15 protein-coding genes are annotated in these 25,480 nt (G+C 72.5%); 6 read left to right on the top strand and 9 right to left on the bottom strand.

What is annotated here, in order from left to right; genetic code table 11:
* Nucleotides 1-161 precede the first annotated feature (161 nt).
* From MRQ36_RS30850 to MRQ36_RS30840, 3 genes are all read left to right on the top strand, one after another.
* Entirely contained in the window at nucleotides 162-4,376 is a 4,215-nt protein-coding gene (locus tag MRQ36_RS30850; protein ID WP_242800242.1) for a HEAT repeat domain-containing protein, read from the top strand.
* Between the two features lie 79 nt (nucleotides 4,377-4,455).
* Entirely contained in the window at nucleotides 4,456-6,264 is a 1,809-nt protein-coding gene (locus MRQ36_RS30845; protein ID WP_242800241.1) for a RyR domain-containing protein, read from the top strand.
* Entirely contained in the window at nucleotides 6,254-6,766 is a 513-nt protein-coding gene (locus tag MRQ36_RS30840; protein WP_242800240.1) for a hypothetical protein, read from the top strand. Before MRQ36_RS30845 ends, MRQ36_RS30840 begins: the two co-directional genes overlap by 11 nt.
* Nucleotides 6,767-6,771: 5 nt before the next feature.
* On the opposite strand, the gene MRQ36_RS30835 is transcribed toward MRQ36_RS30840, so the two are convergent.
* On the bottom strand, nucleotides 6,772-7,560 hold the full coding sequence (locus tag MRQ36_RS30835) for an enoyl-CoA hydratase/isomerase family protein (RefSeq protein WP_242800239.1): 789 nt from the start codon (nucleotides 7,558-7,560) through the stop codon (nucleotides 6,772-6,774).
* Nucleotides 7,561-7,727: 167 nt separating this feature from the next.
* On the opposite strand from MRQ36_RS30835, the gene MRQ36_RS30830 reads away from it, so the two are divergent.
* Together MRQ36_RS30830 and MRQ36_RS30825 are read left to right on the top strand one after the other, a co-directional pair.
* A complete protein-coding gene (locus MRQ36_RS30830) occupies nucleotides 7,728-8,540 on the top strand; it encodes a SigB/SigF/SigG family RNA polymerase sigma factor (RefSeq protein WP_242800238.1) in 813 nt (270 codons plus the stop codon).
* A 255-nt stretch (nucleotides 8,541-8,795) separates the two neighbouring features.
* On the top strand, nucleotides 8,796-13,298 hold the full coding sequence (locus MRQ36_RS30825) for a HAMP domain-containing protein (RefSeq protein WP_242800237.1): 4,503 nt from the start codon (nucleotides 8,796-8,798) through the stop codon (nucleotides 13,296-13,298).
* Nucleotides 13,299-13,355: 57 nt separating this feature from the next.
* On the opposite strand, the gene MRQ36_RS30820 is transcribed toward MRQ36_RS30825, so the two are convergent.
* Both MRQ36_RS30820 and MRQ36_RS30815 read right to left on the bottom strand, forming a co-directional pair.
* Nucleotides 13,356-14,807, bottom strand: coding sequence for a cellulase family glycosylhydrolase (locus MRQ36_RS30820; RefSeq protein ID WP_242800236.1), 1,452 nt, complete (start codon nucleotides 14,805-14,807; stop codon nucleotides 13,356-13,358).
* Between the two features lie 217 nt (nucleotides 14,808-15,024).
* Nucleotides 15,025-16,386, bottom strand: a complete 1,362-nt coding sequence (locus MRQ36_RS30815) for a glycosyl hydrolase family 18 protein (RefSeq protein ID WP_242800235.1) — start codon at nucleotides 16,384-16,386, stop codon at nucleotides 15,025-15,027.
* A gap of 161 nt (nucleotides 16,387-16,547) precedes the next feature.
* Between MRQ36_RS30815 and MRQ36_RS30810 the strand changes: the two genes are divergently transcribed.
* Nucleotides 16,548-17,807: an ROK family protein gene (locus MRQ36_RS30810; protein ID WP_242800234.1), complete on the top strand. Its 1,260-nt coding sequence runs from the start codon at nucleotides 16,548-16,550 to the stop codon at nucleotides 17,805-17,807.
* A gap of 35 nt (nucleotides 17,808-17,842) precedes the next feature.
* Here MRQ36_RS30810 and MRQ36_RS30805 read toward each other — a convergent pair whose 3' ends face one another.
* The 6 genes from MRQ36_RS30805 to MRQ36_RS34820 form a co-directional block, all read right to left on the bottom strand.
* A complete protein-coding gene (locus tag MRQ36_RS30805) occupies nucleotides 17,843-19,738 on the bottom strand; it encodes a ricin-type beta-trefoil lectin domain protein (RefSeq protein WP_242800233.1) in 1,896 nt (631 codons plus the stop codon).
* 160 nt (nucleotides 19,739-19,898) lie between these two features.
* Nucleotides 19,899-21,335, bottom strand: a complete 1,437-nt coding sequence (locus MRQ36_RS30800; protein WP_242800232.1) for a GH1 family beta-glucosidase — start codon at nucleotides 21,333-21,335, stop codon at nucleotides 19,899-19,901.
* Nucleotides 21,336-21,378: 43 nt separating this feature from the next.
* Nucleotides 21,379-22,386, bottom strand: coding sequence for an ABC transporter ATP-binding protein (locus MRQ36_RS30795; protein WP_242800231.1), 1,008 nt, complete (start codon nucleotides 22,384-22,386; stop codon nucleotides 21,379-21,381).
* Nucleotides 22,383-23,420, bottom strand: coding sequence for an ABC transporter permease (locus MRQ36_RS30790; protein ID WP_242800230.1), 1,038 nt, complete (start codon nucleotides 23,418-23,420; stop codon nucleotides 22,383-22,385). The genes MRQ36_RS30795 and MRQ36_RS30790 overlap by 4 nt, the downstream gene beginning before the upstream one ends.
* A 3-nt stretch (nucleotides 23,421-23,423) precedes the next feature.
* Nucleotides 23,424-24,404, bottom strand: coding sequence for an ABC transporter permease (locus MRQ36_RS30785; protein WP_242800229.1), 981 nt, complete (start codon nucleotides 24,402-24,404; stop codon nucleotides 23,424-23,426).
* Nucleotides 24,401-25,456, bottom strand: a complete 1,056-nt coding sequence (locus tag MRQ36_RS34820; RefSeq protein ID WP_374250968.1) for an ABC transporter ATP-binding protein — start codon at nucleotides 25,454-25,456, stop codon at nucleotides 24,401-24,403. The genes MRQ36_RS30785 and MRQ36_RS34820 overlap by 4 nt, the downstream gene beginning before the upstream one ends.
* Nucleotides 25,457-25,480: the final 24 nt, after the last annotated feature.

Genomic DNA, 25,480 nt, shown 5'->3' with positions numbered 1-25,480 from the left:
CCGCCCGGATCTGTCTCGCTCCGGTGCCATCATAGGCCCGACGTCGATGGGAATCCCATGCGTGACAAGGGCGTGGTGAGGGTTCGCGGGTCGGACGCAGGTGACGGCGGCTGATATTTTCAAAGATGCGGTCGCCAGCCACCCCCTGGAGTTTGCCGTTCATGAAGGTCTACATTTCGGCCACCCAAAAGGACCTGCTGGAATATCGCGCTGCCGTGCACGCCGTGGCACGTCGGCTGCAGATCGAGGACGTCGCCATGGAGGCGTACGGCGCCGACGTCCGGCCACCCCTGGACCGTTGTCTGGCCGACGTGCGCCGGTGCGACCTCTACGTGGGACTGTTCGCCTGGCGGTACGGGTTCCGCCCGCCCGGCCAGGAGTCCTCCATCACCGAACTGGAGTACCGCGAGGCGCTCGCTGCGGGAAAGCCCTGCCTGGTGTTCCTGCTCGCCGAGGACACGCCCTGGCCGGTCGACATGATCGACCGGGACGCCGACTGGCAGCAGATCGTCGCCCTGCGCCGGGAGCTCAAGGAACGCCACCTGTGCGCGTTCTTCTCCGGGGTGGACGACCTCACCGCCAAGGTGACCGCCGCCCTGGCGGACGTGCGCAGCGGGCGCTCCCCGGCGCGTGAGCCCGCCGACCCCGGCACCCACCTGCCACCCGCCGTGCGCAGTCACTACTACAAGCAGCTGGCGCTGCGATATCAGGCCGTTCCGGTGGACGCGGTCTCCCCACGTCCCACCATCGGCTATCTCACCGTCGGGCTGCCGAAGGTGTTCGTGGAGCCCCGGGTGCACGAGGACGCCCGGCCGGAGATGCCGCTGGCCTGGTGGCGCTGGGCCGGCTCCACCCCGGGCGGCGACACCGGCGGACTGCCCGGGGTGGTCAACCCGGAGGAGGTCGAGCGGCTCTGGGAGGAGTACGCGGCCAAGGACGCCCTCTCACTCTTCGACGTGGTGTGCGACCCGGGCCGGCGGACCATCGTGCTGCTCGGCGACCCCGGCTCCGGCAAGTCGGCGGCGGCCCGCTACCTGGCGCTGGCGCTGGCCGGGGCCTGCGTCGAGCCCCGGCTGGCGGCGCTGGACCGGCACCTGCCGGTCCTGATCGAGTTGCGCTCCTACGCCGTGCACCGTGGCGACGGGCGCTGCGACGGCCTGCTGGACTACGTCGGCCACCGCCACCAGCAGGGACTGACCGGCATCGACCGGGACGTGCTGGAGTCCTATCTGCGCCAGGGCGGCCAGGCGCTGTTCCTGTTCGACGGCCTGGACGAGGTGTTCGACCCGGCGCAGCGGGAGGAGGTGGCCGCCCAGATCGCCACCTTCGCCAACGAGTACCCCGGCGTGCTGACGGTGGTCACCTCGCGGGCGGCCGGTTACCTGCGGCACACCTTCGCCAACGCCGGCTTCGACCACTTCACCCTGGAGGACCTGGACGACGAGCAGATCGCCCGGTTCCTCGGCAACTGGTACCGCTACGTGATGCCCACCCCGGCGGCGGAGGCGGAACGGCAGCGGCGGCAGATCCTCGACGTGGTCCGCAGTTCCCGGGCCATGCACGAGATCGCCGGCAACCCCCTGCTGCTGATGCTCATGGCGATCGTCGGGCGGGGCCACCCGTTGCCGCGCAACCGGCGCCGGCTCTACGCGCACGTCACGGACGTCCTGATCTCCGAGTGGGACGTGACCAAACAACTGCGGGAGAGCCACGGCGACGTGCCGTCGCTGGACCTGCAGGCGAAGCGCCGGTTGCTGCGCCACCTGGCATATCGGATGCAGTTCCGGGAGTCCGGCCCGGCCGGTAACTACATTGAGTCCGACGAACTGGCGCGCATCTTCTCGGAGCATCTCGTCGCGTTCTACGGGTTCGAGAACGAGCGGGCGCTCGCCATGGCCTACTCGATGATCGACAAATTGCGCCAGCGAAGTTTCATCCTGGAACGGTACGGACTGCGACTGTTCGGGTTCGTGCACCGCGCGTTCCTGGAGTTCTTCTGTGCCGAGGAGATCGTGGACAGAATCGAGCACGATCCCGACGCCTGGGGGCTGGAGCAACTGCGCGCGCTCTTCTGCGACCACTGGGCCGACCCGTCCTGGCGGGAGGTGCTCCGGCTGGTCGCCGGCGCGCTGCCCGCCCGGACCGCCAACGAGCTGGTCACCCTGCTCGCCACCGAGGCCACCCAGCCCTGGCCGCCGCTCAACCTGGCCGGCCCGCCCTGGAACCTGGTGCTCGCCGCGCAGTGCGTGGCGGAGGCCCCGCAGCCCGCCGAGCTGACCGACGCGGGTGACGCCGTGCTGTGCCGGATCGTGCTGCTGGTCGAACACGGCATCTCCGTGGACGACCCCAACCTCGTCGACCTCACCGAGCAGGAGCTGCTGTCGGCGATCCGGGCGCTCGGGCCGAACTGGCCGGGACGCGGGCCCTTCCTGCACTGGTACCGCCGCCGCGGGGTGCGGACCAGCTGGCGCTCCGGCTCCGCGTTCGCCACCCGGATCGCCGTCCTGCTCTCCACCGACGAGGAGCAGCTGGAGGAACTGCTGGTCCACGAGCTCGGGCAGGGCCGGGAGCGGCAGGCCCACCTCACCCTGGTCGCCGGGCTGGCCGAGGCCGCCGGCCGGATGGACGCCACCGGCCGCGGCCGTCGCCGATGCCGGGACCTGCTGCTCGCCGAGGCGCAGGCGGACGTCTCCACCGCCGTGCGGCAGGCCGCCGCGCGGGCCCTGGTCGCCCACTTCGGCGCCGATCCCGACCTCGCCGACGTGCTGCGCGACCTCGCCGCCTCACCCGATCCCGCCGTACGCGCGTTGGCCGTGCAGTCCCTCGGCGGGCGGGCGGACCTGTCGGGCGACGTCCGCCGGCTGCTGGACCAGGCCACCGAGGACCCCGCCACCGCGGTCCGCCGCGCCGCCGTCGGGGTGCTCACCGCGCGGTGCGCCGACCTGCCGGACGCGCCGGGGACCCTGCACCGGCTGCTGGCCACCGACAGCGACCCCGGCGTGGTGCAGGGTGCGCTGGAGGGCCTGCTGGCCCTGACCGCACACGCCGAGACCGCCCGCGCCCGGGCGTTGCAGCGGGTGGCCGGGGACGCACCGGACGAGGTGCGGCGCTGCGTGGTGACCAGACTGCTGCCCGGCCCGCCCGGCCCGGAGAGCACCGAACTGCTGCTGAAGCTGGCCGGTTCGGACAGCTCCGCGCGGCTGCGCGCCGTCGCGGTGCAGCGGCTGGCGCTCGTACCGGACCCGGACGGGCGCTGCCGGGCCCGGTTGGTCGATCGGATCGAGCAGGACGAGGACGCCTCGGTGCGGGCCGCCGCGGTCACCGCGCTGATCGACCAGGACCGCGTCGACGACACCGGCTGGACGGTGGTGGCGCACGCGGCGCGCGTCGACGAGGACGCCACGGTCCGCCTCGCCGCGGTGCGCGGGCTGGCCGAGGCCTACCCCGACCACCGCACCGGGGAACTGCTGCTGGACAGCGCCCGGCGAGACCCCACCGCGAGCGTCCGGCTCGCCGCGATCGACCTGCTCACCGGCCGGTCACCGTTCGGCCACGCCACCCGTGACCTGCTCATCAGCCGGGCCTTCCAGGAGCGGGACCCGATCGTCCGGCTGCGGGTCACCCGCAGTCTGACCCGCCTCGCCGAACCGCCCGACGCCGCGGTGCGGGAGTGCCTGGCCGAACAGGTCAGCCGGGATCCCGACCCGAACGTGCTGCGCGCCGCCGCCCAGGCGCTCGCCGGCCACGGCGAGGCCGCGGGCCTGCTGGAGACGCTGTGCCGGCGGGCCCGCCGGGACAGCTACGTCGGCATCCGGCTGGCCGCCGTGCGGACCCTCTGCCGGTACGGCAAACCCGACGTCGCGACCGACGTGCTGCTGGAGTGCGTCGAGTCGGACACCGATCCGGCCGTCTTCGACGCGGCGGTGTGCTGCCTGACCGAGCAGGGCTCGGCGTCCATGGCGGTGACCCTGCGGCTCATGCGCCGCCTGGCGGACCAGGACCCGGCGATCCGCGCCCGCATCGCCGCCGCGCTCGGCGAGCACTTCGGCGCCGACCCGGAGGTCCAGGTGCTGCTGGTGGGGCTGGTCCGCGACGACCCGGACCTCGAGGTCCGGCGCCGGGCGGTGGAACAGTTGGGCGCCACCCTGGCCGGCCGGGCGGGGGTGCCGGAGCTGCTGCTGCGGCTGGCCGACGACACCGACTGGGAGATCCGCCGGACGGCGCTGCTCGCCTTGACCCGCCACCACTACCGGGACATCCGGACCCGGCAGGTCCTGGTGCGGCTCGCCCACCAGGAGGACGACGACACCGTACGGCGGTTGGCCGGGCAGCTGCTGGCCACGCTCCCCGACACCGGGCCCGACGACTTCCCGTGACGCCGCCCGGGTCGCCGGTGTCGAGCGGGGTGCGCGTCGAGCGCGGTCCCGATCGACCTCGTCAAATACCATGAGCCCCATGACAGACCCGGTCGCCGGCTCGTCCCGCGCGGCCGGCTGGTGGCTGAGGATCCTCTTCGGGGTCATCGGGCTGGCCGCTCTCGTTCTCGGCTACGTCGGGTTCGCGCGCCTGCTGCGGATCCGGCCGGATCTCGTCCACGACACCTACGACGTGCTCTACTACGACCTGCAACTGTTCGTCTTCGGTGCCGAGCCCTTCCAGAACCCGGGCCCCTACCCGTGGCAGCTGCAGGTCGCCCGGTTCGCCGCCCCGCTGTTCACCCTGCTGGCCGTGGCCGAGGCCGGCCGGCTGCTGCTGGCCGCCGAGAGCCGCCGCCTGCGCGCCCGGCGGGCCCGGGACCACGTGCTGGTCTGCGGCGACTCCCAGTTCGCCCACATGCTCGCGGACCGGCTCTTCGCCGACGGGGAACGCGTGGTCGTGGTGCGCGCGAAGGCCTTCGGTCCGCTGGAGTTCCGCGCCCGCCGGTATCTCGGCGTCATCGGCGATCCGACCAGCCCGCAGGTGCTGCGCGGCGCCGGACTGCCCCGGGCCCACACCATCTACGCCTGCAGCGACGACGACGACAGCAACTACGCCATCGCCAACACCGCCAGCCGGCTGATCCGGGACGGGCGGCCGCCACCGCGCGTCTACGTGCTGGTCCACGAATCCGAGGTGTGCCTGTCACTGCAGGCGCGACGGCTCGGCGCGGCCGGGGCCAGTCGGCTGCGGTTGGACTACTTCCACGTCGACGACGTGGCCGCCCGCGCGCTGCACCGGCACCACCCGCTGCCCCGCGCGGCCGGCCGACCCACCCGGGTGCTCATCGCCGGCACCGGCGCCTTCCGCCGGGCTCTCCTGCTGGAGACCGCCCGGCACTGGCGGGCCCGCCGCGCCGAGCTGGCCGAGGGGCACGCCGTACCGCCGCTGCGGGTGGACCTGGTGGCCCCCGACGCCGCCGCCGAGCTCGCCGCCGCGGCGACGCGCTACCCGTTCATGACCACCGTCTGCCAGCTCACCGCGCACGACCTGGACCTCGACGGCGTCGTCGGACCGGGCCGGCTCGGCGCCGACCGCTACGACCGCATCTACATCTGCGTGCCGGACGAGCGCCGGGGCGTGCGGTTCGTGCTGGACTCGCCGGCCCTCTGGCAGCGCACCGAGACCGCCGTCTTCGTGCCGGTCTACCGCCAGGCCGCCCTCGCCGCCGCCTTCCACGGCGACCACCGCCACGACCTGCTCGACGAGGTGCACGGAAAGGTCCGCCTCTATCCGGTGCTGACCCATGCCTGCGACGCCCGGCTGATCGCCGACGACCTCACCGAGCGGCTGGCCCGGCTCATCCACGAGCGATACCTGGAGGCCCAGCAGCGGGCCGGGGTGCGCCCCGGCGACGCCCCGGCGATGGTGGACTGGTCGCGGCTGCCCGAGTCGCTGCGGCGGGCCAACCGGGCCCATGTCCAGGACATCGCCGCCAAGCTGCTGAATCTCGGCTGCGTCGTGGCGCCCCGGCACGGCGGCACCGGCGACGCGTCCGCCGCCGCGCAGGCCATCGACGACCGGATCGAGGAACTCGCCCGCCTGGAGCACGAACGGTGGTGCCGGGAACGACGCGGCGAGGGCTGGGCGTACGGCGAGCGCCGTGACGACGGCCAGCGGCGGCATCCCGCCCTGCGCCCCTGGGACGAGTTGCCCCCGGACCTGCAGGAGCGCAACCGCGAGGAGATCCGGGCGCTGCCCGACGTGCTCTCCGACAGCGGGTTCGAGCTCATCCGGCTGGCGCCCGCGGTGCCCGGGCAGCGGAGAGGACCGGGGGATGCCGGCTGACCCCGCACCGGTACGCGTCGGCGTGACCGGGCACATCAACCTGACTTACGACACCGAGCTGCTCGTCGCCGACGCGCTCCGCGCCGAGTTGCGCCGGATCAGCGACCGCCCGGTGCACGGCGTGACCTGTCTGGCGGCGGGTGCGGACCAGGTCTTCGCGCGGACGGTTCTCGAGCTGGGGGGCACGTACGAGGTGGTCCTGCCGGCGCCCGACTACCGGACCGCGGTGATCGCCCCGGAGAACCGAGCGGCCTTCGACGAGCTGCTGAACCGGGCGGCGACCGTCGTCCACACCGGGTACGCCCGCTCCGGCACCGCCGCCTTCGTGGCTGCCAACCAGGAGCTGGTCCGACGGGTGCAGCGACTCGTGGCGGTCTGGGACGGCGAACCGGGCTGCCACGCGGCGTCGACGGACCGGACCGTCGACCGGGCGCGGCAGCGCGGCATCCCGACCACGATCCTCTGGCCCGCCGGTGCCCGCCGGCTGGTACTGGGGGACTAGGGACCTCAGCGCCCGGTGAAGGTGGCCCGGCCCGGACCGTCGACGAGGAACGACCGCACCGCGTTGCGCAGGTCCTCGGTGCGGTACAGCTGCGCGGCGATCGTCGTCACGTGCCGGTCGGCCTCGGCCACGCCACCGTCGGCGAAGTGGTCGAGCACCGTCTTGGTGGCGGCGTGCGCCCGGGTCGGTCCGGCGGCGAGCTGCGCGGCGAAGGCCCGCGCGGCGGCGTCGAACCCGTCGTCGGGCAGGATCCGGTTCACCACGTTCCACCGTTCCAGCACTGCCGCCGGATAGCGTTCCCCGGTCATCACGAACTCCTTGGCGCGGCCCACCCCGGCGCGTGCGGCGAGCCGTTGGGTGCCGCCCATGGTGGGCGTCAGCCCGACCACCTTCTCCACCAGGCCGAAGCTCGCCCGCTGGGCGGCCAGGATCAGGTCACAGGCCACGGCCACCTCGAACGCCCAGGTGAGGCAGAGCGCGTGGGCGGCGAAGACGGTCGGGAACCGGTACGCGGCGATTCGTTCGGGCAGTGCCAGCATCCGGTCGAAGAGCAGCTTCGCCTGCTCCGGCGTCTGCTGGGCCGCGAACAGGTGGACGTCCACGCCGGCGCTCACCACCCGGCCCTCGAAACGGATCAGCAGGGCCCGGATGTCGTCGGGCAGCCGGTCGAGGGCGGCGTCGATCCGCTCGTGCAGTTCGAGGGTGTAGAGGTTGAGCGGCCCGGCGTCGATGGTGAGCACGGCCAGGCCCGAGGGCTCGACCTCCAGGCGGGCCAGGGCGGGCGGTTCGGTCACCGGTGCAGCGTAGCGGGGGCGGCGCACCCGGCAAACGACGGCAGGTCGATTCACGAAAAAAATTTCGTCAGCCGTTCGGTTGATATGGCAGTGACATTCGGTCTAGGGTTGCTCCCACGGACGGCGCTGCTGTGAAGCCGCTGTCGCCGCAGAAGAGGAAGGGCAGCATGATCACCACGACCGTTGCGCAGACCGGCACCACCGACGTCAGCAGCACCCGGGTCTCGGCCCACGAGTCCCGGGCCACCGAGCTGATCACGGCGCTGTCCGCGCTGCCCGCCGGGCACCCGGACCGGCCGGCCCTGCGCAACGAGGTGATCGAGGCGTGGCTGCCGCTGGCCAACCACCTCGCCTTCCGCTACAGCGGGCGGGGTGAGCCCAACGGCGACCTGGCCCAGACCGCGGCGCTCGGCCTGATCAAGGCGGTGGACCGGTTCGACGCCTCCCGTGGCGTGGACTTCGCCGGCTTCGCCATCCCGACGATCCTCGGTGAGATCAAGCGGCACTTCCGCGACCGGACCTGGAACATCCGGGTGCCGCGCCGCCTGCAGGAGCTGCGCCTGAAGATCTCCGAGGCCAACAGCACCCTCACCCAGACGTTGAACCGGGCGCCCACCGTCGCCGACATCGCCACCCACCTCGACGTGACCGAGGAAGAGGTGCTGGAGGGCCTGGAAGGTGCCCGCGCCTACAACGCGGTCTCGCTGAACACCCCGATCGGCGACGGCGAGAGCGCCACCGAGCTCGGCGACACCCTCGGCAGCGACGACAACGAGTACGAGCTGGCCGAGCTGCGGGTCGCCCTCGGCCCGGCGCTGGCCACCCTGGACGAGCGCGAGCAGAAGATCCTCACCCTCCGCTTCTACGGCAACCTGACGCAGAGCGAGATCGCCGCCCAGGTCGGGGTCTCCCAGATGCACGTCTCCCGGTTGCTCGCCCGCGCGCTGACCAAGCTGCGCGGCCAGCTCGCCGACTGCTGACCGCTCCGGCGGTCTCCGCGCCGCCACCAGCCGCCGCCCGACGGGTCGTACCCGTCGGGCGGCGGCTTTGTCGCGTCGACGCCGCACCGGCGCGGCGTCCCGCCCACCGTGCCGGTGCGGTCGCCGACCGGTCCTGCCGGAGTTGACGCCCGCACTCGGCCGGGCGCAGCTGCGGCGGTTAGTTGTCCTTGTGCATACTTGCGCGGTTGATGATGGGGCCGGGGGGCGTCCGGCGTGCGGCAGAGGGCGGTAGCGGTGGTCGAACAGACGGTTCCACGGCGACGTGACCAGGGCACCGGTGCCGGCGGGCCGGTGGCCGACCCCGGGCTGCGGCAGTTGCTGGCGGGTCTGACCGCGGTACGCGACGGCGACTTCGGCACCCGCCTCCCGGAGGACGCCGACGGCCTGCTCGGCGAGATCGCCACCGTCTTCAACGGCATGGTCGACCAGCTGTCGCTGTTCACCTCCGAGGTGACCCGGGTCGCCCGGGAGGTGGGCACCGAGGGGCAGCTCGGTGGTCAGGCCGAGGTGCCGGGCGTCTCCGGCACCTGGAAGGACCTCACCGACTCGGTCAACGCGATGGCCGGCAACCTGACCGACCAGGTCCGCGACATCGCCGAGGTGGCCACCGCGGTGGCCCGGGGTGACCTGTCGCAGAAGATCACCGTCGACGTGCGGGGCGAGATCCTCGAGTTGAAGATCACGATCAACACGATGGTGGACCAGTTGTCGTCGTTCGCCGACGAGGTGACCCGGGTGGCCCGGGAGGTGGGCAGCGAGGGCCGCCTCGGCGGCCAGGCCGAGGTGCCCGGCGTGGCCGGCACCTGGCGCGACCTCACCGACTCGGTCAACTTCATGGCCGGCAACCTGACCAGCCAGGTCCGCAACATCGCCCAGGTGACCACCGCGGTGGCCCGGGGCGATCTGTCGCAGAAGATCACCGTCGACGCCCGCGGCGAGATCCTGGAGCTCAAGAGCACCATCAACACGATGGTGGACCAGCTCTCGTCGTTCGCCGACGAGGTGACCCGGGTGGCCCGGGAGGTCGGCACCGACGGCCGGCTGGGCGGTCAGGCCCAGGTCAGCGGCGTCGCCGGCACCTGGCGCGACCTCACCGACTCGGTCAACTCGATGGCCGTCAACCTCACCGACCAGGTGCGCAGCATCGCGCAGGTCGCGACGGCCGTCGCCCGGGGTGACCTGTCACAGAAGATCACCGTCACCGCGCACGGGGAGATCCTGGAGCTGAAGAACACCATCAACACGATGGTGGACCAGCTGTCGTCGTTCGCCGACGAGGTGACCCGGGTGGCCCGTGAGGTCGGCACCGAGGGTCGGCTCGGCGGCCAGGCCGACGTCAAGGGCGTCTCCGGCACCTGGAAGGACCTCACCGAGTCCGTCAACGTCATGGCGGACAACCTCACCGCCCAGGTCCGCAGCATCGCCGAGGTCACTACGGCGGTGGCGAAGGGCGACCTGACCCAGAAGATCCGGGTCGACGCGCGGGGCGAGATCCTGGCGCTCAAGGAGACCATCAACACGATGGTCGACCAGCTCTCCGCGTTCGCCGACGAGGTGACCCGGGTGGCCCGCGAGGTGGGCACGGAGGGCCGGCTGGGCGGTCAGGCGCGGGTCTCCAACGTCGGTGGCACCTGGAAGGACCTCACCGACAACGTCAACGAGATGGCGAACAACCTCACCAACCAGGTGCGCTCGATCGCGCTGGTCGCCACCGCCGTCGCGCAGGGCGACCTGAGTCGGCAGATCACCGTGGAGGCCAAGGGCGAGGTGGCCGTGCTCGCCCAGACCATCAACACCATGGTCGGCACCCTCGGCGCGTTCGCCGACGAGGTGACCCGGGTGGCCCGCGAGGTGGGCACCGAGGGCCGGCTGGGCGGTCAGGCGCGGGTGCCGAACGTGGCCGGCACCTGGAAGGACCTCACCGACAACGTCAACTCGATGGCCAACAACCTGACCGGCCAGGTCCGCAACATCGCCCAGGTCACCACGGCGGTGGCGCAGGGCGACCTGACCAGGAAGATCGACGTCGACGCGCGCGGCGAGATCCTGGAGCTGAAGACCACCATCAACACCATGGTCGACCAGCTCTCCAGCTTCGCTGCGGAGGTCACCCGGGTCGCCCGGGAGGTGGGCAGCGAGGGCCGGCTGGGCGGCCAGGCCGAGGTCGAGGGCGTCTCCGGTACGTGGAAGCGCCTCACCGAGAACGTCAACGAGCTGGCCGGGAACCTCACCCGGCAGGTGCGCGCGATCGCCGAGGTGACCAGCGCGGTGGCCACCGGCGACCTGACCCGCTCCATCACCGTGGACGCCTCCGGCGAGGTCGCGGAGCTCAAGGACAACATCAACTTCATGGTGGAGTCGCTGCGCGAGACCACCCGCACCAACGAGGAACAGGACTGGCTCAAGACCAACCTGGCCCGCATCTCCGGCCTGATGCAGGGCCACCGCGACCTGGACGTCGTCGCCGGGCTGGTGATGAACGAGCTCGCCCCGCTGGTCGCCGCGCAGCTCGGCACGTTCCTGCTGGTCGACGACGGCCCGGCGGGGACGGCCCTGCGGGTGGTGGGCGGCTACGGCCACGACGCGACCCGCCGCCGCTACGCCCTCGGCGAGTCGCTGGTGGGCCAGGCCGCGCTGAGCAAGCGGGCCATCGTCGTCGACGCCGTGCCGGCCGACTACGTCACCGTCTCCTCCAGCCTCGGTGCCGCCGCCCCGCTGCACCTGGTGGTGCTGCCCATCCTCTTCGAGGACCAGGTGTTGGGCGTGATCGAGCTGGCCAGCATGAGCCGGTTCACCGAGATCCAGCGCGACTTCCTCGATCAGCTCACCGAGACCATCGGTGTCAACGTCAACACCATCGTCGCCAACGCCCGCACCGACGTGCTGCTCACCGAGTCGCAGCGCCTCGCCGCCGAGCTGCGGGCCCGCTCGGAGGAGCTGCAGGCCCGCTCGGAGGAGCTGCAGCGCTCCAACGCCGAGCTGGAGGACAAGGCGGCGCTGCTGGTCCGGCAGAACCACGACATCGAGACCAAGAACTCGGAGATCGAGCAGGCCCGGCAGGAGCTGGAGGCCCGGGCCCAGCAGCTCGCCCTCGCCTCGAAGTACAAGTCCGAGTTCCTCGCGAACATGAGCCACGAGCTGCGTACGCCGTTGAACTCGTTGCTCATCCTCGCCCAGTTGCTGGCCCAGAACCCGAGCCGGAACCTGACCGGCAAGCAGGTCGAGTACGCCACGGTCATCCACTCGGCCGGCACCGACCTGCTCCAGCTGATCAACGACATCCTCGACCTGTCCAAGGTCGAGGCGGGCAAGATGGACATCAACCCGGAGACGTTCGACCTCTCCGTCCTGCGCGACTACGTCGACGCCACCTTCCGTCCGCTGACCACGCCGCGCGGGCTGGAACTGGACATCACCACCGGTCCGGACGTCCCCACCCGGCTGCACACCGACGAGCAGCGGCTGCGGCAGGTGCTGCGCAACCTGGTCTCCAACGCGGTCAAGTTCACCGAGAAGGGCCGGGTGCAGCTGCGTATCGAGCGGGCCCGGCCCGACGAGTTGCCCGGCGGCTTCCCGACCGACGGCGACATCATCGCGTTCCGGGTGATCGACACCGGCATCGGCATCGCCGAGCAGCACCTGACCGCCATCTTCGACGCCTTCCAACAGGCAGACGGCACCACCAGCCGCCGGTACGGCGGCACCGGGCTCGGGTTGTCCATCAGCCGGGAGATCGCCCAGCTGCTCGGCGGGCAGATCACCGCCCGCAGCGTACTCGGTCAGGGCAGCACCTTCACCCTCTACCTGCCGGCCACCGTCACCGACGCGCACGTGGTCGACAACTCGGCGCTCCCCGTCGCCGGCCACGAGGTGGAGCCGGACGCGCACCGGTGGGTGGAGCTGCAGCAGCGACGGCTGCTGGTGCTCGAACCGCACGACAAGGGGCTGCTGAGCCTGCTGACCCGGGCGGTGGCGGCGGAGACCGGCGCGAGCGTGGACGTCTTCACCGCGGTCGACGTGTCATCGGCGGTCGAGGCCCTGGCGGCGCACCGCCATCACCTGCTGGTGCTGCACCTGGACAGCGCCGAGGACGGCGGCACCGCGCAGCTGAAGGCGGTGCACGACGACGCCGGCCTGCGCGGTGTCCCGGTGCTCGCCTACCACGGCCAGCCGCTGGCGCCCGGGCAGGAGGCCCTGCTCCAGACCCTGGCGAACGACCGGCCGCTGGAGATCCTGCGCAGCCTGGACGACCTGCGCGAGCGGATCGCGCTGCACCTGACGGCGGAGTCCCCGGAACGGGTCGTGCCCTTCCCGCTGCCGAGCCACGACCGGACGACGGTCGCCGATCCGCTGGCCTCGGCGTTGGCCGGGCGGAAGGTGCTGGTGGTCGACGACGACGCCCGCAACGTCTTCGCGCTGACCAACATCCTGGAGCTGCACGGCCTCGACGTGGTGTACGCCGAGAACGGCCGCAAGGGCGTCGAGACGCTGATGCGGCACGACGACATCGACCTGGTCCTGATGGACGTGATGATGCCGGAGATGGACGGCTACGCCGCGACCGCCGCGATCCGGGCCATGCCGCGCTACGCGGACCTGCCGATCATCGCGGTGACCGCCAAGGCGATGCACGGGGACCGGGAGAAGAGCATCTCCTCCGGTGCCAGCGACTACGTCACCAAGCCGGTCGACGCCGACGACCTGCTGCACTGCATCCACCGCTGGCTCACCAGCTGAGCGACGACCGGCGGCGACCCCTGCGCAGGGGTCGCCGCCGGCTCAGGGCACGCCCGGTCAGCTGGTGGGGAAGGTGTCCGGGGTACGGATCCGGTTGCGCATGAAGGTGCCCGAGGCGGTCAGCACGGAGGTGCCGGCGTACGTGCCGCCGGCGCAGGTGCCGGGCCGGAACGCGGCACTGCCCTCGGCGGCGTCGGAGTAGGTCCAGTTGGCGTAGCTGATCTTCAGGCGGTCCAGCAGGTCGAGCCAGGCGGTGCTGCTGGCCGAGTCGACCGCACCGTCCCCGGTGTACGACACCGTGCCGAACTCGGTGACGAAGACGGGCAGCCGCCCGGCGGCCCGCTCCAACTCGGCCCGGTAGTTGTCCTTGTGGGACGCGGCATAGAAGTGGAACGTGTACATGATGTTGCTGGCGTTGACCGGGTTGTTGACGATCTCGTCCGAGTTGCCGCCCTCGGAGACGCCCAGCGAGGACCAGCCACGGGTGCCGACGATGACCACCGCGTCCGGGTCGTTGGCGCGGATGACCGGGATGACCTGCTCGGCGTAGTTCTTGATGGTGGACCAGCCGACACCGTTGGGCTCGTTGGTGATCTCGTAGATCACGTTGGTCTTGCTGGCGTTGCGGGCGGAGACGGCGGCGAAGAAGGTCTTGGCCCGCTCCAGGTTGTACATCGGGTCACCGGGCGTCAGGGTGTGAAAGTCGACCAGGGCGTACATGCCGCGGGCCTCGGCCTTGTCGACCAGCGCGTTGACCTGGTTGGTGAAGGCGGTCGGGTTGGTCTCGTAGCCCTGCTCCTGGACGTACATGGAGATCCGCAGCAGGTCGGCCTGCCAGTCGTTCGCCAGCGCGTCCAGCGAGGCGTCGTTGTAGCACGCGCCGAACCACTGGAGCCCGTGGGTGCTCATGCCGCGCAGCTGGATCGCCCGGTCGTACCGGTTGCAGAGCTTCGTGCCGCAGACGTGCAGCTGGCCGTTGATCGCCACCGGCGTGGTCCCGGTGGGCGGCGGGGTGGTGGGCGGCGGCGTGGTGGGCGGCGGGCCGGGGGTGGTGGAGGTGGGGGACGGGGTGGTGGGCGTGGTGCCACCGGTGCAGGCCACGCCGTTGAGGGTGAACGCGGTGGGCGCCGGGTTGGCGGTGGTCCAGGTGCCGTTGAACCCGATGCTGGTGGTGCCCCCGCTGGGCAGGCTGCCGTTCCAGTCCACGTTGCGGGCGGTCACGGCGTTGCCGCTCTGCTGCCAGGTGGCCGACCAGCCCTGCCCGACCCGCTGCCCGGCGTCGGGGAAGCCGAAGCCGAGGGTCCAGCCGTTGACGGCGTCACCGAGGTTCTTGATCGTGATGTTGGCGCTGAAGCCGCCCTGCCAACTGCTGGTGGTGTAGGTGACGGCGCAGCCGCTGGCGGCCGAGGCGTTCACCGCGGGCAGGACGGCGGTGCTGGCCAGGGTCAGTGCGCCGACGGTGCCGGCGAGCAGGAGGTGGCGCCGGGACGGGCGCGGGATTGTCGTCATTCGGGATCGTCCCCATCTGGGTCGGTGGTGGTGACGTGCGGCGGGTGCTGTCGCTGACTCGCCCGGTGAGCCGACGCAGCGTGCTCGGGAGCGCTCCCACGGCAGCGTAGAGCGACCCTCCCGCTCCACGCAACATGTCGATACTTCCCTGTCCCGGCGGGGCGGCGCGCGGCACTGCCGGGGCCCCGACCCGGGACCCCGGCAGTGTGGCGGCGCGTCAGCGGGACTGCAGGGCCCGGACGTTGTCGCCGAACGTCCAGCCCTTCGACCCGTCCCAGTTGATCGACCAGGTCATCAGGCCCTTCAGCCCGCCCCGGTAGGTGTTCCACGCCTGGCCGACCGAGGTCGGCGCGAGGTAGCCGCCGCCCGCGCCGGGCTGGGCCGGCAGGCCGGGGACCTGGTTGTCGTACGGGACCCGGATGGTGGTGCCCTGGACGACCAGGCCGGCGTTGAGGCAGTCGGTCTGCGCGGTGAAGCCCTGGACCGTGCCGGCGGAGTAGGAGTCGCCGGCGCAGCCGTACATGCTGCCGTTGTAGTACTGCATGTTCAGCCACCAGAGCCGGCCGTTGTCCGCGTACCGCTTGATGATCGGCAGGTACGCGCCCCAGATCGAGCCGTAGGTGACGCTGCCTCCGGTGACGTACGCGGTCTCCGGGGCCATGGTGAGGCCGAAGTTCGCCGGCATCTGGGCGAGCACCCCGTCGATGATCCGGATCAGGTTCGCCTGTGAGGTGGAGAGGCGGGTGATGTCGCCGCTGCCGCTGAGCCCGGTCTCGATGTCGATGTCGATGCCGTCGAAGTTGTACCGCTTGAGGATCGGCACCACGGTGGCGACGAACCGGTCGGCGACCGTGGCGGAGCTGAGGTCGATGCCGGCGGTCGCCCCGCCGATCGACATCAGGATGGTCAGGCCGGCGGCCTTGGCCTGGCACATCTGCGCGGGGGTGGCCACCTTGACGCCGGCGTCCATGCCGTCCTCCCAGAGCACCGTGCCGTCGGAGCGGATCACCGGGAAGGCGGCGTTGACCACGTTGTAGCCGTGCCCGGGGATCCGTGGGTCGGTGATCGGGATCCAGCCCAGCGGCGGGTGGACCCCGTTGGCCGCGCCGTCCCAGTTCTCCCAGTAGCCCTGGAGCACCTTGCCGGCCGGCCTCGACCGCACCGCGCAGGTCTCCGTGCCCGGCGGCGGGGTGGCGGTCGTGGTCGGGGTGGGTGACGCGGTCGGGGTGGGTGACGTGGTGGGTGTGGGGGAGGGCGACGAGGTGGTGGGGGTGGGCGACGGCGTGCCGGCGGAGCAGGCGCCGAGGTCGGTCCAGAGCGACGGCGTGGCGGCCGGGTTCCAGCCGGCGCCCGGCGGTGGGGTGTGCGTGACCAGGGCCTGGTAGAGCCGGCCGGCATAGGTGACCCGGCTGCCGGCCGGGTAGGTGGTGCCCTCCGTCCAGGTCGGCGCGTCGCAGATCACGAGCGCGCTGGTGTCGGCGCGCGCGGCGGCCAGCCCGGCGGTGGTCGGCAGGGCCGCGCCGGCGGTGACCACGGCCACCGCGCTGAGCAGGGCGATCGCCCCTGATCGAAGTCGCATGACATACCTCCTCGTCGATGCGCCGGAGGTTATCAGTTAAGTTTGTTAAGTGTAAATGGGCGCTACTGTGTCAGTGCTTGGTTCATGGCGTGAACCGCGGCGCTGGGGCATCCTGAGGAAGCCGCCGCCCGGTGGCGCCCAGGGGAAGGACGGCGGCGCAGATGGACGCCCGACGCACCACCGTGCGCGACATGCGGCGCGCCAACCGCTCGGTGCTGCTCACCCGGATCTGGCTGGACGGCCCGCTCAGCCGGCACGAGCTCGGGCAGACCACCGCGCTGAGCCTGGCCAGCGTCAGCAACCTGGTCGGCGAGATGATCGCCGAGGGGATCGTCGAGGAGGCCGGCTCGGTCGAGTCCGACGGCGGCCGGCCGCGCGTGCTGCTGCGCGTCGCCCCCGGCTACGGCTATCTGGTCGGCGCCGACGTCGGCGAGACCCGGGTCCAGGTCGAACTCTTCGACCTGGCGATGACCGCCCTCGCGAAGGCGGAATACCCGATCGCCGCCGCCGAACCCGACCCGCACGACGTGGCCGCCCACCTGCTGCACGGTCTGGGCGCGGTGATCGAGCAGGCCGGCGTCGACCCGGCCGCCGTGCTCGGCCTCGGCGTGGCCGTCTCCGGCACGGTCGAGCGCACCGCCGACGCCGTGGTGCACGCCCAGACCCTCGGCTGGGAGGGCGTGCCGCTCGGCGCCATGCTGCGCGCCGGCACCGACATCCCCGTGCACGTCGACAACGGCGCGAAGACCCTCGGCCAGGCCGAGATGTGGTTCGGTGCCGGTCGGGGCGCCCGGCACGCGGTCATCGCCCTGGTCGGCTCCGGCGTCGGGGCCAGCGTGGTCGCCGACGGCGTCGGCTACCGCGGCGCGCACAGCAGCGCCGGCGAGTGGGGCCACACCACCATCGTGTACGGCGGCCGCCGCTGCCGCTGCGGCAACCTCGGCTGCCTGGAGGCGTACGTCGGCGCGGAAGGCGTGCTGGACCGGTTCCGCCAGGCCAACCGGGGCCGCCCGGCGGCCGGCGGCGACGAGGAGAGCGCCTTCGGTGAGCTGCTGCGCGCGTCCAGCCGGACGGCGGCGACGGTGCTCGACGAGACGGTCGGCTATCTCGGTGCCGGCGTGGCCACGCTGGTCAACCTCTTCAACCCGGAACGGGTGGTGCTCGGCGGTTGGGCCGGTCTGGCCCTGGGGGAGCGCTACCTGCCGCAGATCCGGGAGGCCACCGCGCGGCACGCGCTGCGCCAGCCGTACGCCCAGACCTCGATCGAGCTGTGCCAGCTCGGGCCCGACGCGGTCGCGATGGGCGCGGCCACCCTGCCGATGGCCCGGCTGCTGCGCGACGGCGGCGTGCCCCGCGACCCGGCCGCGCCCCGGCCGGCGCCGTCGCGGCCGGCGCGTCGCCCGCGCTCCCGCACCCGCTGAGCCGCCGGGCCGGCCGACGGCCGGCCCGGCGTCGCTCAGGCGGGCAGCGTCCACTTCTGGTTCGCGCCCCCGGTGCACGACCAGATCTGGGTCTTCGTCCCGTCGGTGGCGGTGTTGCCGGTGACGTCGAGGCACTTGTTCGCCTGCGGGTTCTTAAGGTCCCGCCCGGCGGTCCAGGTCCACTGCTGGGCGGGGGTGCCGTTGCAGGTCCACAGCTGCACCTTCGTGCCGTCGGCGGTGCCGCCGCCGGCCACGTCGAGGCACTTGCCCAGCGCGCGGAGGGTGCCGTCGGCGGCCCGGGTCCACGTCTGGTTGGGGCCGCCGAAGCAGCTCCAGATCTGCACCGGGGTGCCGTCGGCGGAGTTGTTGTCGGTCACGTCCAGGCACTTGCCGCCGAGCCCGGTGATCGTGCCGGTCGACCCGCTCGGCGGCCCGGAGGGGGTGCCGGACCAGGTGAAGGTCGCCGTGGTGCGGGCCGGCAGGGTGTAGGTGAACGACTGGCCGCCCCAGACCACCTTCACCGACTGCGGGGAGGTGCCGCCGTTGTGCGCGATCAGCGCCTTGGAGCCGTCGGGGTTGCGCCAGGCGACGTTCGGCACCGCGCCGCTCGCGGTCGACGCGATCCGGTACGCCCCGGGCCGGACGAACTTCGTCAGGTGCCCGGTGGTGTAGTACTCGACGGTGTAGTCCACCTGGCCGGCACGGGCGTCCCCCTCGTGGACGGTGATCAGGCCGGTGCAGGTGCCGCAGCCGCCGTTGTGCGGGCCCATGTTCTGGTTGACCGCGAGGCTCCACTTCACCACGCTGCGGCTCCAGTTGCGGGCGTAGGTGACGATGTCGGCCAGGTCCTCGTTGTGCTGGTTGCCGATCCAGGTGCCGCCGGAGTGCTCGGTGCTGAACTGCGGCACCGTGGCGTACTGGTCGTGGACCTGGCTGCCGACGGCGGGGTCACCCCAGTAGCCGTGCCACGCGATGCCGCCGAAGAGCGGGTCGGTACGGACCGCGCCGTCGGCCAGCAGCCCGGAGCCGATGGTGCCGTAGTCGCCGTAGTTCCAGTCGTGCACCAGCACCTTGGTGGTGATGCCGGCGGCCCGGAACGCGGGGTAGACGAAGTTCTTGGTCAGCTCCACCAGCCCGGAGGAGTTCCAGTTCATGCCGGGGTAGTCCATCGCGGTGGGGTTGCCCGCCTGGCAGCAGTTCGGCTCGTTCTGCAACGAGACGTAGTCGACCTGCACGCCGCGGGCCGCGTACGCCTGGATGGTCTTCACGAAGTACTGCGCGTAGGTGGCGTAGTACTCGTACTTCAGCCAGCCCATCTGGTCCATCCGGCCGTTGTCCTTCATCCAGCCGGGCGCGCTCCACGGCACCACCATCACCCGCAGCGCCGGGTTGAGCTGCCGGGCCTGCGCGGTGAGCAGTTCGACGTTCGTGTCGTAGCCGTTGGCCCCGAAGTCGGTCAGGTCGCAGCAGGTGTCGTCGAGCGAGACGTTGCCGGGCCGGGACAGGTCGGAGGCGCCGACCGGGTTGCGGACGAAGGAGAGCCCGATGCCGTCGGCTGCGCTGAACAGCTTGCGCATCACCTCGTCCCGGGTGGCGGCGCTGACCGGCCCGCCGCGCAGCAGGTAGGCGGTGGTATCGGTGATGGACGCCCCGGCCCCCTCGAACTGCTGGTAGCGGGTGTTCTCGTCGACGGTGATGGTCTGTGCCGCACCGGCGCTGGTGGCGGCGAAGCCGACGGGTGTCTGCTGCTGCAGCCCGCGGGTGACGGTCCGGCCGGCGGCGTCCGAGGTGGTGGTGAGCCAGACGTTCACGCTCTCCCCGGCGGCGTGGGCGGCCGGGGGTGACCAGAGGGCGACGGTGCCGACGGCGAAGCAGAGCGTGAGGGCGGCGCGGGTCGCCGTGCGGCGGGTGGTGGGGGGTGTGGGGTGCACGGGTGCTCCCTTCCGGGGTCAGCCAATACATCGATGTGCATGACTGAGAGAACACGCGTCGCGGGCTTAAGTCAAGACATGAAAAAAGTGCCCGTGCGCGGGCGCGAGCACGGCGGGACGGCCGCCCGGGGAGCCCTCCGGACGGCCGCCGCGGGCAGGATCAGGCCTGCCCGCGGACCCGCCGGACGGTGTCCCGGTACCAGAGCGCGCTGCGCTTCGGGGTGCGCCGCTGGGTGTCGTAGTCGACCCGGACGATGCCGAACCGCTTGGCGTAGCCGTACGCCCACTCGAAGTTGTCCAGCAGCGACCAGGCGAAGTAGCCGCGCACGTCCGCGCCGGCCTGCCGGGCCCGGGCCACCGCGCGCAGGTGCTCGGCCAGGTAGGCCACCCGGTCGTCGTCGGCGACGAACCCGTCCGCGTCCGGCCGGTCGTCGAACGCCGCCCCGTTCTCGGTGACCACCAGCGGCACCCCCGGGTAGTCGCGGCTCAGCCGGACCAGCAGCTCGGTGAAGGAGTCCGGGACGATCTCCCAGTCCATCGCGGTACGCGGCAGGTCCCGCCGGACCACCCGCCGTACCGGCCGTCCCGCGTCGTCGCGGTCCCGGCCCTGCTCGTCGACGCCGGAGAAGAGCTGCCCGAAGTAGTAGTTGACCCCCAGCACGTCGAACGGGGTCGAGATGACCGCGAGGTCGTCCCCCTGCACCGGCACATGGACCCCCTCGGCGGCCAGGTCGGCCAGCACGTCCTCGGGATAGCGGCCGTGCACCAGCGGGTCGAGGTAGAGCCGGTTGCCCAGCCCGTCGGCGGCGCGGGCGGCGTCCCGGTCGGCCGCGCTGTCGGTGGCCGGGTCGGCGGTGGCCAGGTTGACGGTGATGCCCAGCTCCACCGGCCGGGTGGCCGCCGTCCGCAGCCGCTGGACCGCCAGCCCGTGACCGAGCAGCAGGTGGTGCGCGGCGGCGATCCCGTCACCCAGGCTCCGCCGGCCCGGGGCGTGGTCGCCGTACGCGTACCCGAGCATCGCCGAGCACCACGGCTCGTTCAGCGTGGTCCACGTCGTCACCCGGTCGCCGAGCGCGGCGAAGACCAGCTCCGCGTAGTCGGCGAACCGGTACGCGGTGTCCCGGACCGGCCAGCCACCGGCGTCCTCCAGCTCCTGCGGCAGGTCCCAGTGGTAGAGGGTGACCCACGGGTCCACGCCGCGCCCGAGCAGCTCGTCCACGAGCCGGTCGTAGAAGGCCAGCCCGGCCGGGTTGGCCGGCCCGCGCCCGCCGGGCTGGACCCGCGGCCAGGCCACCGAGAAGCGGTAGGTGTCCAGCCCCAGGTCGGCGATGAGCGCGACGTCCTGCGGCATCCGGTGGTAGTGGTCGCAGGCCACGTCGCCGGTGTCGCCGCCGGCGACCGCGCCGGGCACCCGGCAGAAGGTGTCCCAGATGGACGGGGTCCGGCCGTCCTCGGCCACCGCGCCCTCGATCTGGTACGACGAGGTCGCCACCCCCCAGCGGAAGGTCGGCGGCAGGCTGTCGATCGGGTCGGCCGGCACGTCGCCGGGCCGCGACCCGGGGCCGTCGGCGGTGGGGCGGGTGAGATCGGTGTCCATGGTTCTCCTCGCGGTCGCGGGTGGTCGGTCGGACGGGGCGGGGTCAGTGGGGTACCGGCTCGGCGATCGGGTGCAGCCAGCAGGCCACCGTGCGCCCGGGACGGTCGTCGCCGGGGGGACCGAGCGGCGGCGGGTCGACGTCGCACGGCTCGAACGCCCTGGGGCAGCGCGGGTGGAAGGCGCAGCCGGCCGGCATGGCCCGCAGGTCGGGCGGGGAGCCCGGGATGCCGGCCAGCTCGCGGCGCGGACCACGCAGCGCCGGGAAGGAGTGCAGCAACCCCTCGGTGTACGGGTGCAGCGCTCGCCGGTACAGCTCGGCGGCCGGTGCCTCCTCGACGATCCGGCCGCCGTACATGATGGCGATCCGGTCGGAGAACTCCACCAGCAGCGACAGGTCGTGGGTGATGAACAGGACCGCGAAGCCGAGCCGGTCGCGCAGCTCGGCGAGCTGGCCGAGGATCTGCCGCTGCATCACCACGTCCAGTGCGGTGGTCGGCTCGTCCATGATGACGACCTGCGGCTCCAGCGCCAGCGCCATGGCGATCATGACGCGTTGCCGCATCCCGCCGGAGAGCTGGTGCGGATAGCTGTCCAACCGGTCCGCGGCGATGCCGACCAGCCGCAGCAGCTCCCGGGCCCGGGCCCGCCGCCCGGCGGCCGTGCTGCGCGGCTCGTGCGCCCGGATCACGTCCAGCAGCTGGGTGGAGACTTTGTGCACCGGGTTGAGCGAGTTCATCGCCCCCTGGAACACGATGGACGTCTCCGCCCAGCGGAACGCCCGCAGTCCGGCCGGGTCCAGCGACAGCACGTCGACCGGGGGGCCGTCGGCCGGGTGGTAGATCACCTCGCCGCCGCTGATCACCCCGGGCGGGGGCAGCAGCCGGGTCAGCCCGTACGCCAGGGTGGACTTGCCGCTGCCGCTCTCCCCGGCCAGCCCCAGCACCTCACCGCGGTGCAGGGTGAGGTCCACCTCGCGGACGGCGTGCACCGCCTCGGCGCCGAGCCCGTAGTCGACGCGGAGCTTCCTGATCTCCAGCACGGGCTCGTTCATCGCCCGACCTCCTTCGGGGTGACCGCGTCCGGACGGGGCGCGGGGACGGCCCGGGACGCCAGCACCGGGGTGAAGCCGACCCGCATCCGGACCAGGTGCCCGTCGGCGGTGCGGACCCGGGCCCGACCGGCGCTGCGCAGCCTCGGACTGACGAACTCGTCGATCCCGAAGTTGATCAGCGCGAGGGCGGTGCCGAGCAGCGCGATGGCCAGCCCGGCGGGCACGAACCACCACCACGCGCCCTGGGCGAGGGCCTGCTGGCTCTGCGCCCAGAACAGGATCGTCCCCCAGTTCCACGACGAGACGGAGGAGATCCCGATGAAGGCCAGGGTGATCTCCGACATCACCGCGAAGATCACCGTGCCGACGAAGCCGGAGGCGATGATCGCGGTCAGGTTCGGCAGGATCTCGAAGACGATGATCCGCCAGGTGGTCTCCCCGGTGGCCCGGGCCGCCTCCACGTAGTCGCGGCGGCGCAGCGACAGCGTCTGGGCGCGCAGCACCCGCGCCCCCCAGGCCCACGAGGTCAGGCCGATGACCAGGGCCACCACCAGGTCACCGGCGTCGCTGACGGTGGAGGTCACGATGATGATCAGCGGCAGCGCCGGGATCACCAGGAACACGTTGGACAGCGCGGAGAGCCCGTCGTCGGCGAGTCCACCGAGATAGCCGGCGGTCACCCCGACCAGGACCGCCAGGACGGTCGCCACCACCCCGGCGGTCAACCCGACCAGCATCACCCCGCGGGTGCCGACCAGGATCTGGCTGAACACGTCCTGGCCGAGGTGGGTGGTGCCGAACCAGTGCTGCGCGGACGGCGGCTGGAGCAGGTCGCCGCTGCGGGCGTCCGGGTCGTACGGGGCGAGCCAGGGGCCGAGCACCGCGAGCAGCGCGTACGCCGCGACCACGGCCAGCCCGGTCGCGGCCTTTCCGTTGGCCACGAACCGGAACCGGCGGCGCCGGGCGGCGGCGGGCTGCGCCATCGCGCCCTGGGTCGGGATGACCTGCTCGATGCTGGAGGTGGGGATGGCCACGCCTCAGCCCTCCTTGCGGGTACGGGGGTCCAGCGCCAGGTACGCCAGGTCGGCGACCAGGTTCGCCACCAGCACCGACAGCGTGATGACCAGGAAGATGCCCTGCATGAGCGGGTAGTCCTTGGCGCTGACCGCGCGGAAGAGCAGGAAACCCAGCCCCGGATAGGAGAAGACGATCTCCACCAGCAGGGTGCCGCCGACGATGAAGCCCAGCGACAGGGCGAACCCGGCGATGTTCGGCAGCAGCGCGTTGCGCGCCGCGTAGCTCAGCGCCACCCGGCGTTCCGGCAGGCCCTTGGCGTGCGCCACGGTGATGTAGTCCTCGGCGGCCACGGTCACCATCATGTTGCGCATGCTGAGGATCCAGCCGCTCATCGAGGAGATCAGGATGGTCGCGGCGGGCAGCACGCTGTGCCGTACCGCGCTGCCCAGGAAGATGCCGTCCGGGGCCGGCACCAGGCCGGGGTCGTAGCCGCCGGAGGAGGGGAAGAAGCTGCCCGGGCCGGCGAGCAGCGCGATCGCGACCAGGCCGAGCCAGAAGTACGGCACCGAGGAGAGGAAGGTGGTGGCCGGCAGCAACCCGTCCACCCAGGAGCCGCGCCGCCAGCCGGCCAGCACGCCCAACCCGGTACCGAGGGCGAAGCTGACCAGGGTGGTGACGCCGACCAGGGCGAGGGTCCAGGGCAGCGCGTCGGCGATCACCTCGGACACCGGCGCGGGGAACGCGGTGAACGACAGGCCCAGGTCGCCGTGCAGCAGTTGCCGCCAGTAGTCGACGTACTGGTCCCAGAGGCTGTCGTGGGTGTCGATGCCGAACAGCACGTACAGCGAGTTGATCGCGTCGGTGCTGAGCTGGCCCTGGTAGCGGGCGATCAGCGACTTCACCGGGTCGCCGGGGATCATCCGGGGGATGAAGAAGTTGATGGTCAGCGCCGCCCAGGCGGTGAAGAGATAGAAGCCGATCCGGCGCAGCAGGTAGGTCACGACGTCGCCTCCGCCGGGTCGTAGAGCCAGCAGGCCGCCCAGTGGCCGGGCCGGTCGCCGACGGCCAGCCGCGGTGGCAGGTCGGTGCCGCAGCGCGGCATCGCCGCCGGGCAGCGGGGGTGGAACCGGCAACCGGCCGGCGGCCGGATCAGGCTGGGCGGCTCGCCGCCGCCCCGCTCGCCGTCACCGGCCCGGGCCGCCCCGGTGAGCCGGTCCGGGTCCGGCGCCGACTCGATCAACAGCCGGGTGTACGGGTGGGCCGGATGCTGGGTGACCGTCTCGCTGTCGCCCCCCTCGACGAGCCGGCCCGCGTACATCACCAGGGTCTCGTCGGCGAAGTAGCGGGCCGAGGCGATGTCGTGGGTGATGTAGAGGACGGCCAGCCGCAGCCGTTCCGTCAGGTCGCGCAGCAGGTTGAGCACGCCGAGGCGGATGGAGACGTCGAGCATCGAGACCGGCTCGTCGGCGAGCAGCACCTCGGGGTCGGCGCCGAGCGCCCGGGCGATGGCCACCCGCTGCCGCTGCCCGCCGGAGAGCTCGTGCGGGAACGCGTCCAGGTAGCGCCCGGCCGGGGTGAGCGACACCCGGTCGAGCAGCCCGGCCAGGGCCGCCTCCAGCTCGGCCGGGGTCCGTCCGGCGTTGCCGTGGATGCGCAGCGCCCGGGTCAGGTGGTAGCGGACCGTGTGCACCGGGTTCAGCGACGCGAACGGGTCCTGGAAGATCAGTTGCACCCGCCGGACGTACGCCCGGAAGGGCCGACCGCCGCGGACGGTGACCGGCGTGCCGTGCAGCCGGACGGTGCCGGCGGTCAGCGGCTGGAGCTGCGCGAGCAGCCGGGCGACGGTCGACTTGCCGGAGCCGGACTCGCCGACCAGGGCGGTGACCCGGCCGCGGCGCAGGGTGAGGTGGACGTCGTCGACCGCGTGCACGGTCAGCCGGGTGCGGGAGAGCAGGCCGCGCAGCCGGCGGCGGACGGGGAAGTGCTTGGTGAGGCCGACCGCCTCCAGCACGTCCTCGCCGGCGGCCGGGGCGTCGGTGGTGGGCGATGCCATGGGCGATTCCTGTCTTGTCGTGGT

Source organism: Micromonospora sp. R77, assembly GCF_022747945.1.
Taxonomy (GTDB): Bacteria; Actinomycetota; Actinomycetes; order Mycobacteriales; family Micromonosporaceae; genus Micromonospora.
The sequence above is the reverse complement of the archived record's forward strand: the minus strand, read 5'-3'. Positions and strand labels throughout refer to the sequence as shown.

What these genes read in the sequence shown, in the direction of transcription:
- MRQ36_RS30815 (WP_242800235.1), bottom strand. Translation starts at nt 16,386, where the DNA reads ATGCGACTTCGATCAGGGGCGATCGCCCTGCTCAGCGCGGTGGCCGTG.
- MRQ36_RS30840 (WP_242800240.1), top strand. Translation starts at nt 6,254, where the DNA reads ATGCCGGCTGACCCCGCACCGGTACGCGTCGGCGTGACCGGGCACATC.
- MRQ36_RS30830 (WP_242800238.1), top strand. Translation starts at nt 7,728, where the DNA reads ATGATCACCACGACCGTTGCGCAGACCGGCACCACCGACGTCAGCAGC.
- MRQ36_RS30845 (WP_242800241.1), top strand. Translation starts at nt 4,456, where the DNA reads ATGACAGACCCGGTCGCCGGCTCGTCCCGCGCGGCCGGCTGGTGGCTG.
- MRQ36_RS30800 (WP_242800232.1), bottom strand. Translation starts at nt 21,335, where the DNA reads ATGGACACCGATCTCACCCGCCCCACCGCCGACGGCCCCGGGTCGCGG.
- MRQ36_RS30850 (WP_242800242.1), top strand. Translation starts at nt 162, where the DNA reads ATGAAGGTCTACATTTCGGCCACCCAAAAGGACCTGCTGGAATATCGC.
- MRQ36_RS30820 (WP_242800236.1), bottom strand. Translation starts at nt 14,807, where the DNA reads ATGACGACAATCCCGCGCCCGTCCCGGCGCCACCTCCTGCTCGCCGGC.
- MRQ36_RS30795 (WP_242800231.1), bottom strand. Translation starts at nt 22,386, where the DNA reads ATGAACGAGCCCGTGCTGGAGATCAGGAAGCTCCGCGTCGACTACGGG.
- MRQ36_RS34820 (WP_374250968.1), bottom strand. Translation starts at nt 25,456, where the DNA reads ATGGCATCGCCCACCACCGACGCCCCGGCCGCCGGCGAGGACGTGCTG.
- MRQ36_RS30810 (WP_242800234.1), top strand. Translation starts at nt 16,548, where the DNA reads ATGGACGCCCGACGCACCACCGTGCGCGACATGCGGCGCGCCAACCGC.